This is a genomic window from Dehalobacter sp., assembly GCF_030063005.1.
Taxonomy (GTDB): Bacteria; Bacillota; Desulfitobacteriia; order Desulfitobacteriales; family Syntrophobotulaceae; genus Dehalobacter; species Dehalobacter restrictus.
This window is the reverse complement of sequence record NZ_JAPDHR010000028.1, coordinates 63,393-71,806: the sequence shown is the minus strand read 5'-3', so window position 1 is coordinate 71,806 and position 8,414 is coordinate 63,393. Positions and strand designations below refer to the sequence as shown.

General features: G+C 45.7%; 8 protein-coding genes. 1 reads left to right on the top strand and 7 read right to left on the bottom strand.

The features are described from left to right. Window positions 1-160: 160 nt before the first annotated feature. Entirely contained in the window at window positions 161-607 is a 447-nt protein-coding gene (locus OKX56_RS09230) for an ACT domain-containing protein (RefSeq protein WP_019226351.1), read from the bottom strand. Between the two features lie 157 nt (window positions 608-764). Continuing rightward, window positions 765-2,246: a stage IV sporulation protein A gene (gene spoIVA / locus OKX56_RS09225; protein WP_019226350.1), complete on the bottom strand. Its 1,482-nt coding sequence runs from the start codon at window positions 2,244-2,246 to the stop codon at window positions 765-767. A 252-nt stretch (window positions 2,247-2,498) separates the two neighbouring features. Here spoIVA and OKX56_RS09220 point away from each other — a divergent pair, with 252 nt between their 5' ends. After that, window positions 2,499-2,678 (top strand): hypothetical protein, encoded by a 180-nt coding sequence (locus tag OKX56_RS09220; RefSeq protein ID WP_019226349.1) that lies wholly within the window; start codon window positions 2,499-2,501, stop codon window positions 2,676-2,678. Between the two features lie 115 nt (window positions 2,679-2,793). Here OKX56_RS09220 and OKX56_RS09215 read toward each other — a convergent pair whose 3' ends face one another. The 5 genes from OKX56_RS09215 to OKX56_RS09195 form a co-directional block, all read right to left on the bottom strand. Then, complete coding sequence (locus OKX56_RS09215) at window positions 2,794-3,804, bottom strand: NAD(P)H-dependent glycerol-3-phosphate dehydrogenase (protein WP_019226348.1); 1,011 nt, start codon at window positions 3,802-3,804, stop codon at window positions 2,794-2,796. Between the two features lie 7 nt (window positions 3,805-3,811). Continuing rightward, entirely contained in the window at window positions 3,812-4,405 is a 594-nt protein-coding gene (plsY, locus tag OKX56_RS09210; protein ID WP_019226347.1) for a glycerol-3-phosphate 1-O-acyltransferase PlsY, read from the bottom strand. A 36-nt stretch (window positions 4,406-4,441) separates the two neighbouring features. Further along, complete coding sequence (gene der / locus OKX56_RS09205) at window positions 4,442-5,773, bottom strand: ribosome biogenesis GTPase Der (protein ID WP_019226346.1); 1,332 nt, start codon at window positions 5,771-5,773, stop codon at window positions 4,442-4,444. Further along, window positions 5,766-7,094: a DUF512 domain-containing protein gene (locus OKX56_RS09200; RefSeq protein WP_019226345.1), complete on the bottom strand. Its 1,329-nt coding sequence runs from the start codon at window positions 7,092-7,094 to the stop codon at window positions 5,766-5,768. Before OKX56_RS09200 ends, der begins: the two co-directional genes overlap by 8 nt. 144 nt (window positions 7,095-7,238) lie before the next feature. Continuing rightward, window positions 7,239-8,357: an FtsW/RodA/SpoVE family cell cycle protein gene (locus OKX56_RS09195; RefSeq protein WP_019226344.1), complete on the bottom strand. Its 1,119-nt coding sequence runs from the start codon at window positions 8,355-8,357 to the stop codon at window positions 7,239-7,241. Between the last annotated feature and the right edge of the window lie 57 nt (window positions 8,358-8,414).

Genomic DNA, 8,414 nt, shown 5'->3' with positions numbered 1-8,414 from the left:
CTCCATATAATCTGAATCGGCTATTTTTAACAGGTACTATACCTGTTATTCCCAGTATTTTGACAGACTCAATGAAACCCCACTATATTTACTCTGTCAAAGGTTGCATTTACTTTGACCGCTCACCCAAAAAACAAAAAACAAATCACATTGGTACATTTCAACTTTTAGCAATCAATTCGATTTTACGTACACCATCCAGCTCACCCAGATTTGACACCAGGCTTTCCACAGTTTCTTCCATTTTTTCTGTTTCGATCGAAAGGGAGACATTGGCAATCCCCTGCAGCGGGATTCCCTGATTGATGGTAATGATATTTCCGGAGACTGAAGCGACATAGTTTAAAACATTTGACAAAATCCCTGCTTTGTCCATTAGCAGCAAAGACAGCGTAATCATCTTCTCTTTACTTGCTTCATAAAACGGAAAAACTCCGTCTTTATATTTATAAAATGCGCTCCGGCTTATTTCGACCCTCTCACAGGCTTCATTCACAGTCAGTACATCAAATTTCGCCAAAAGTTCTTTAGCCTGAGCTGTTTTCGTAATCGCCTCAGGAAGAATCTCCTTGCTTACCAACAGAAAATCTTTTTTCTGTTTGCTCACACAATTCAGCTCCCAACTTTTTTAGCATGCTTTTTCATCTATTATAATCATTTTTTGACGGTTTTGACAACCAGATTAGTTAAAGAAAGGGAAAGCCTAATGTGTGAGGCTTTCCCTTTCTTTCAAAAAAACGAAGATAAAATCTGTTCATGCTCCTCTAAATAATGATGCAGATCAGACCGCCGTGTCCTTCATTCACGATACGCTGCAGCGTATCCTGCAGTTTGATCTGGACATTGTCCGGCATCTTGTAAAGCTTGTTCTGAATTCCTTCCCTAACCAAGTCATGCAGGGACTTACCGAAAATATTGGACCCCCATAATTTCTTCGGATCAGATTCAAATTCTTCCAGAAGATACTTGACCAGTTCTTCGGCCTGCTTTTCTGTCCCGATCAGCGGCGTTATTTCCGTCGTGACATCCGCCCTCAGAATATGCAGGGACGGTGCGCTTGCTTTAAGCTTGATTCCGAAATGACCTCCGGATTTTACCAGTTCTGGCTCTTCCAGAAACATTTCATCCAGTTGCGGCGTGACAACACCATAGCCGTTTGTTTTGACTTCTTCAAAAGCTTTCGAGAGTTTATCCCATTCTTTTTTGGCTTTGCTATAATCCAAAATCATTCTTAAAAGGGTATGATCGCCTTCAATATTAATTCCCGTCAGCTGTTCCAGGACTTGTTTAAACAGATCTTTTTCGGTGGTGATCTCGATTTCGGCATGGCCAGTTCCGAGATCGGTCTCTTTCAGAATAATGTCTTTGGAATGCGGACATTCAGACAATATCTCCAGGGCATGATCGATATCCCTGATCCGCTTGATATCCCCAACCGATTTTTGAATGACGTTCTCAAACTCGGCCCGGATCGGATGGGAAAGGTCCAGTTCTTCAACCCATTTGGGGAGCTCAATATTGACTTCGGCAACAGGGAACTCATACAGAATTTCCTCAAGGATCTGAGAAATGTCATTTAAGTTCATTTCCATGCAGTCTACCGGAATGACCGGCACCTGGTATTCCTGCTCCAGGCCGCGGCATAGCTCCATGGTGCTTTCCGCGTAGGGTTTGGTCGTATTCAGCAGCAGAATAAATGGTTTGCCTATTTCCTTCAGTTCGGAAACGACCCGCTGCTCCGCCTCAAGATAGTTTTCTCTCGGAATTTCGGATATAGATCCGTCTGTCGTGATGGCAATACCCAAGGTAGAATGGTCAGTAATCACTTTGCGGGTACCTATTTCAGCCGCTTCCTCGAAAGGAATCGGTTCGTCATTCCAGGGGGTATGAACCATTCGTGGTTCATCTTCTTCCCCCTCATAACCAAGTGCACCACTCACAGCGTATCCGACACAATCCACCATTCTGACATTCATGTGAATCGTATCCTTCAAAACAACTTCAACCGCCTCAGAAGGAATAAACTTGGGCTCCGTCGTTGTGATTCGGCGGCCCGCGCCGCTTTGCGGAAGCTCATCCCGTGCTCTTTCCCGCTCAAATACATTGACTATGTTCGGCAAGACCAGGAGTTCCATAAAACGTTTAATAAATGTAGATTTTCCAGTCCTGACGGGACCGACAACACCGAAATAAATATCCCCTCCTGTCCTTTCAGCAATATCGCTGAAAATATCATAGTTTTGCATAGATCTTTTCCCTCCCTTTTAGTATGCTGTCCTTCCAGCAAGGACCTGAAATCTACTTTTTTTGCTTGTTTTGTCTTCTCACACTTAACAACAGGACTAGCACCTCAAGCATTATATTTATATTGAAGAAATGACGAATTTATGTCTAAATTATTTATCCATTTTTTCTGAGGACTCAAGAATATCTTCCGCTATTTGCAATACATATAGGCAAGAACACAGTATCCACAACAAAACGGAGGTGCGCTGAATATGATCTCGTCACTGTTAATCATTATTGGAACCATCATCATGCTTATGCTCGGGATCTTTTTCCTGGTATTATGTATCAAACTCGGATTTCTTTGTCACAAGGCATTGGAAATATATATTGTGAAGAACAGCCGGGAGGATGAACCGCATCAGATCTCAGGGCGCGTCAAAGCAAACTAAATTAAACTAAAAGAAGTAAGCAAAGCAAAAGGCTGCTAACAAATTTGTCAGCAGCCTAGTACCTTGTCAACTCTAAAATGCATGCTAAGCTTATCTCAGGACTATATCCCAAGACTTAACGCCCTAATATCCCCATATCCTCTGTTTCATGTTTTTTACCTCGCATCATGAGGTTCTCAAGTGCTTCGCTCGGACTAAGTCCTTCAAATAGTACTTTGTAGGCCTGTTCGGTGATCGGCATAGAAATACCATATTTTTTACTCAGCTCAAAGGCGACTTTTGTCGCGCGAACGCCTTCCACGACCATGCCGACTTCCCTCAGGACTTCATCTAGCGGCTTACCGGCGCCCAGTGCCCTTCCTGCCCGCAGGTTCCGGCTGTGCAGGCTTGTGCAAGTCACAATAAGATCCCCTATTCCGGCCAGACCGTAAAAAGTCTCAGGCTGACCGCCCATAGCCACCCCGAGTCGGGTCATCTCAGCCAGGCCCCTGGTCATTAAGGCTGCTTTGGTATTGTCTTTCGGGTTCATCCCATCCAGGATACCGGTACAGAGTGCAACAATATTTTTGAGCGACCCGCCCATCTCAACGCCGATCATGTCAAGATTTGTGTACACTCTGAATTTCGAAGTCATGATCAGATCCTGAACGGCTTCGGCCACTTTGATATCCTTGGCGGCAACGGCGACGGCTGTAACAACATCTCTGCCGACTTCCTCCGCATGACTCGGGCCGGATAAGACCGCAATCGGATGACCCGGCAGTTCTTCCTCAAGTACCTGGGAAAGCCTTAACCCTGTGTTCTCTTCGAGTCCTTTGGCCGTATTGATCATGATGCAGCCAGGTCTTAAGTATGGCTTGATCAGACGTGCGCTTTCTCTGACCGCGTGGGAAGGTACGCTGACGAAAACGGCTTCAGCATCAATCTCTTTTAAGTCCGTCGTCGGGGTAATCTCGTCCGGCAGAAAGCATCCCGGAAGATACTGAATATTTTCCTTTTTTCGTTTCATCAGCTCTATCTCATCTGAAAAAATCCCGATAAGGGAGACCTTATGTCCTGCCCTGACCAGCAGAAGAGAAATTGCTGTTCCCCAGCTCCCTGAACCAAACACTGCAATTTTTTTCACTTTGTTTTCACTCCCCTTTATTTTTACCAAACTTAGCTTCAGTCCCGTTAAGGATTCTTTTAATATTGGACTGATGCAGGAAAATCACTGTTGAGGCGCCTACCAAGGCCAGTACTTTATACTCGAGCGGCTCCTGAAAAACAAAAGCCATGATAATCACGGTAACTGCGGCTAGAATTGATCCCAACGAAACGTACCTGCTTACGAGCACAACCAGAATAAAAACCACCAGGGCAACAATTGTTACCTTGGGCACCAGAACAACAATGACACCCAAACCGCAGGCAGCACCTTTACCGGTTCGTTTAAAGCCAAAATACGGATTAAAGCTATGTCCGAGCATCGCAAGCAGACCACCGGCAATGCCACCCCAGGGGCCGAAGACCAGCCAGCAAAGGTAAGCTGCAAGGACGCCTTTAAGCGCATCCGCAGCCAGTACGCCGATTCCCCACAATGGACCCAGAACACGGAAGGTGTTTGTAGCTCCCATATTGCCACTTCCATGCTTCCGAACATCTATATTTTTGATCTTGCCTGCCAGAAAAGCAGATGGTAGTGCTCCCAGAAGATAAGCAAGCAAAAAAATCAGATACGCAAACATAATGAAACTTTCTCCTTCATTTCTCTTACTTGCAGATTATTGTTTTTCTTCGTCTCTTTTTCGCATGATCATTCTGATTGGCGAACCTTCAAAGCCAAAGTTCTTACGCAGCTGATTTTCCAGATAGCGCTTATACGAAAAGTGAACAAGCTCCGGATCATTCACAAAGAATATAAAGGTCGGGGGCTGAACACTGCTTTGTGTTGCATATAAAATCTTTAACCGTACGCCTTTATCCGATGGCGGCGGATTCAGATGCACCCATTCCCGTAGCAGGTTGTTTAAGGTGCTGGTCGAGATACGTCTGCTGGTCTGCTCCGCAACAAATTCCACCAGATCCATAATTTTATTGATTCTTTGGCCTGTCTTGGCCGAAACGAATTGCGTGGGTGCATAAAGGACAAAAGCCAGTTCTTCCCGGATATCTTTTTCATATTTATTGATGGTTTTCTCATCTTTGATCACTAGATCCCATTTATTGATCACAAGAATGAGACCTTTTCCTGCTTCATGTGCATAGCCGACAATTTTCTTGTCCTGGTCTGTTACGCCTTCGATGGCATTAATCACCATCAGTACGACATCCGACCTGTCCACCGCCCGGAAAGAACGCACTACACTGTAGTTTTCCGTGACTTCGGAGATTTTTTTCTTGCGCCTGATGCCGGCCGTATCGATCAATACATAATTTCTGTCTTCATACGTAAACGGGGTATCGATCGCATCCCTGGTCGTTCCGGGTATGTCACTGACAATGACCCGTTCCTCCCCGAGCAGCATATTGACAATGGATGATTTGCCGACATTCGGTCTGCCAATCACGGCGATTTTAATCACATCTGGGTCATAGTCGGCCGCGGCATCTTCCGGCAGGGCCGAAACAAGCGTATCGAGAAGATCCCCGGTATTCATGCCGTGAACGGCCGAGACCGGAATCGGATCACCGAAACCCAGCGGCAGAAATTCATGGGCCTCTGCCTCAAACCGGGTAAATTTTTCTACTTTATTCGCAACCAGCAATACCGGTTTGCTCGATTTCCGCAGGTATCTGGCGATCTGCTGATCATCCGGCGTAATCCCGGATTTGGCATCGACAAGAAACATGATGACATCAGCTTCATCGACTGCGATTTCGGCCTGCTGTTTCATCTTCGATGAAAGCGGTGTCGTTTCATCTTTAAATTCTATACCGCCGGTATCAATCAGCGTAAATTTTCTGCCAAGCCATTCAGCATCAAAATATAACCGGTCCCTTGTTACCCCGGGGGTATTTTCAACGATGGCCACCAAGCCGCCGACGATTCTGTTAAATAGCGTCGATTTCCCGACATTCGGACGCCCGACAATTGCTACCACAGGTTTACTCATTTTCCGAACCTCCAATCGTTATCCCAAAAAGTCCTTCTATAAAAGATTGACCATCATTCTCCACAACTACCGGTATGCCATTGACCTGTTCGGTCAACCACCGGACATCATATCCATCGAGGAATACTTCTTCACCGGCTCTCAGCATCACGCGCGACAGTAAGAAATACTCTCCCTGCAGGTCACCCAGTTGCAGTGCGATGTCCTGAGCCGTGAGCAACCCTGCTACGGTCACCGCAGGTCCAAAAAAACGGTTGCCAATCTCATGAACTGTAATATGTACACCCTGAACTGCAGGCAGCTCCGCGACCCTGGACCGGAAATATGCCGCTGCCGATGAACCAGTTACGAGATGTATCTTTCTTTCCGGAATCTGCCTCGGCAGGTCACAGAGACACATCCGGATTTCTTCCTGAAACTTTCGGGCCATGCCAATGCCGTTTTCCAGTTGCGGAAAGTCATCATATTCTGGATATGACGGAATATCTCTGCCGGCAAGGATATAAAATTCATCAGAAAAATAAACAAGGTTTAGGCCGGTCCGTTTTCGGTATTTCTGCTGCCATTCTATGCCGATATCCAGGACTTCCTTGGCCTCCTCCGGCGTTACAGTCCGAAGTTCAGGCAATCCATCCCTGTACTTTGTTAAGCCGACCGGAACAATCCCAATGGACTGAACCTGTGGGAAAAAGGCCGCAAGGTTCTCCACGGTTTCCTGCAAGATCTCCCGGTCATTGTAATCAGGAACCAGAACGATCTGCGTATGAAGAACAAGACCAGCTTCAGCAAGCCTTTTTATTTGCTCCGCCAGCTTCCCGGCCTGCCTGTTTCTCATCAGTTTCTCCCTGACGACGGGATTCCATGCATGAACGGAGATATACAAAGGACTTAGATGCATGTCGATGATTCTCTGAAAATCCTTCTCCTTCAGGTTGGACAGAGTGATATAGCTCCCCTGGTTCACCGACAACCGGTAATCGTCATCCAGATCGTACAGCGATGATCTCATCCCGGGAGGCATCTGCCGGACAAAGCAGAAAACACAGTTATTCCGACACTTCATTAGTCCGTCTCGGCCTACGCTGCTGACTTCGATACCAAGCAGTTCCTCCGGTTCCTTGATAATCTCCAGTTCCCAGATCTCATGATTCTTCTTCTGAATGATCAATGTAAATTCTTCTTCAGCGGTCCAATACTGCAAATCCAAAATATCCTGAACATTGTGCTGATCCACCTGGAGAATCTCATCTCCGGGTTCGATTTCCATCTCAGCAGCAATACTGTTTTTCATGACAGCAGATACCATCAACCCATTGGGCATCTTTTCCATCCTTTTCCAACGTAAAACGTTTTAGCACTTGGTTAACCTTTTTATTATACTATAATGGCTATTATAAAGGTACTAGTAAACCATTTTTCAAATAACTACCCAAATTGAAACATAAACAACCTTATGATTAGTCTGCTAGCTGCTTCGCAACAGCTTATCCTGTCGGAAGCGCGAAATATTCAACAAAATACCTATTTCAAACATGGTTACAAGCAGGGAGCTTCCTCCATAGGATACGAGAGGAAGCGTGATCCCCGTTACCGGAAAAAGACCGGTTACAACACAAAGATTAATCATGGTTTGGATGCCCAGGATCGTTGTGATCCCAAATCCGAGCATCCGTCCGAATCCATCCGGACATTGCCGGGATATGGCATAGCCGCGCCCAATGAGTACGATAAAACACAAAAGCATAAGCGAAGTCCCGAAGAAACCAAATTCTTGTCCGATCACGGCAAAAATAGTATCCGTATAATTTTCAGGCAAAAACCCGAGCCCTTCATTGCTTCTCCCGATACCTATCCCGAGCAGTCCACCCGACCCGAAGGCTATCTGGGCATTAATCTGCTGGTAGCCGAAGGTCGTTGCATATTCCCATGGATGCAGCCAGCCTAAAATTCTGTTCCACTGATACTCTTCACCTTTGACCAGGTAGAATCCCGGGATGCCAATTAGAGGTATCGCAGCCAGAAAATAACCTGTCGGAAGCTCGGTCATCAAAAGCATAAACCCTCCTGCTGCCAGGATGACAATCGCGGTTCCAAGGTCGGGCTGTTTATAAACCAGCAAGAAAATGACCGCGAGCACACCAATAGGCAGGAAGATATCCGTAAACTTCTTTATCGGATAGCGGTTAAGAATATAGGCGAAGAAAAAAACGATGGCCAGTTTCGCAATCTCCGATGGCTGTACGGACATCCCAAAAATATCCAGCCAGCGGGCCGATCCTTTCGTAGTAATAGACATATTGCTGAATTCGACCAACAGGAGCAGGATGACACTGACGAGAATACTCAGCCCGGAAATCTTCCGGAAAAACTTCAAAGGAATAAAAACCGCCGCCCCGGCTGCCACTATTCCAAGGCTTACCCAGCGCAGCTGCTTAAAAAATAAATAATAAGAATTATTGGTATTCTCATAGGAAAAAGAGGAGCTGGCACTTAAAACCATAATCAGACCAACTGCCAAAATGATGACTGCAGAAAATAACAGAATAAAGTCAGGTTTTTTTGTTTTTATCTTCTGAACAGCCATCTTTTGACCTCCTGTTGCATTAATTCCGTCTGAAGTGAAATGACTTCCTGCCAAATC

What these genes read in the sequence shown, in the direction of transcription:
- spoIVA (WP_019226350.1), bottom strand. Translation starts at nt 2,246, where the DNA reads ATGCAAAACTATGATATTTTCAGCGATATTGCTGAAAGGACAGGAGGG.
- OKX56_RS09220 (WP_019226349.1), top strand. Translation starts at nt 2,499, where the DNA reads ATGATCTCGTCACTGTTAATCATTATTGGAACCATCATCATGCTTATG.
- plsY (WP_019226347.1), bottom strand. Translation starts at nt 4,405, where the DNA reads ATGTTTGCGTATCTGATTTTTTTGCTTGCTTATCTTCTGGGAGCACTA.
- der (WP_019226346.1), bottom strand. Translation starts at nt 5,773, where the DNA reads ATGAGTAAACCTGTGGTAGCAATTGTCGGGCGTCCGAATGTCGGGAAA.
- OKX56_RS09200 (WP_019226345.1), bottom strand. Translation starts at nt 7,094, where the DNA reads ATGCCCAATGGGTTGATGGTATCTGCTGTCATGAAAAACAGTATTGCT.
- OKX56_RS09195 (WP_019226344.1), bottom strand. Translation starts at nt 8,357, where the DNA reads ATGGCTGTTCAGAAGATAAAAACAAAAAAACCTGACTTTATTCTGTTA.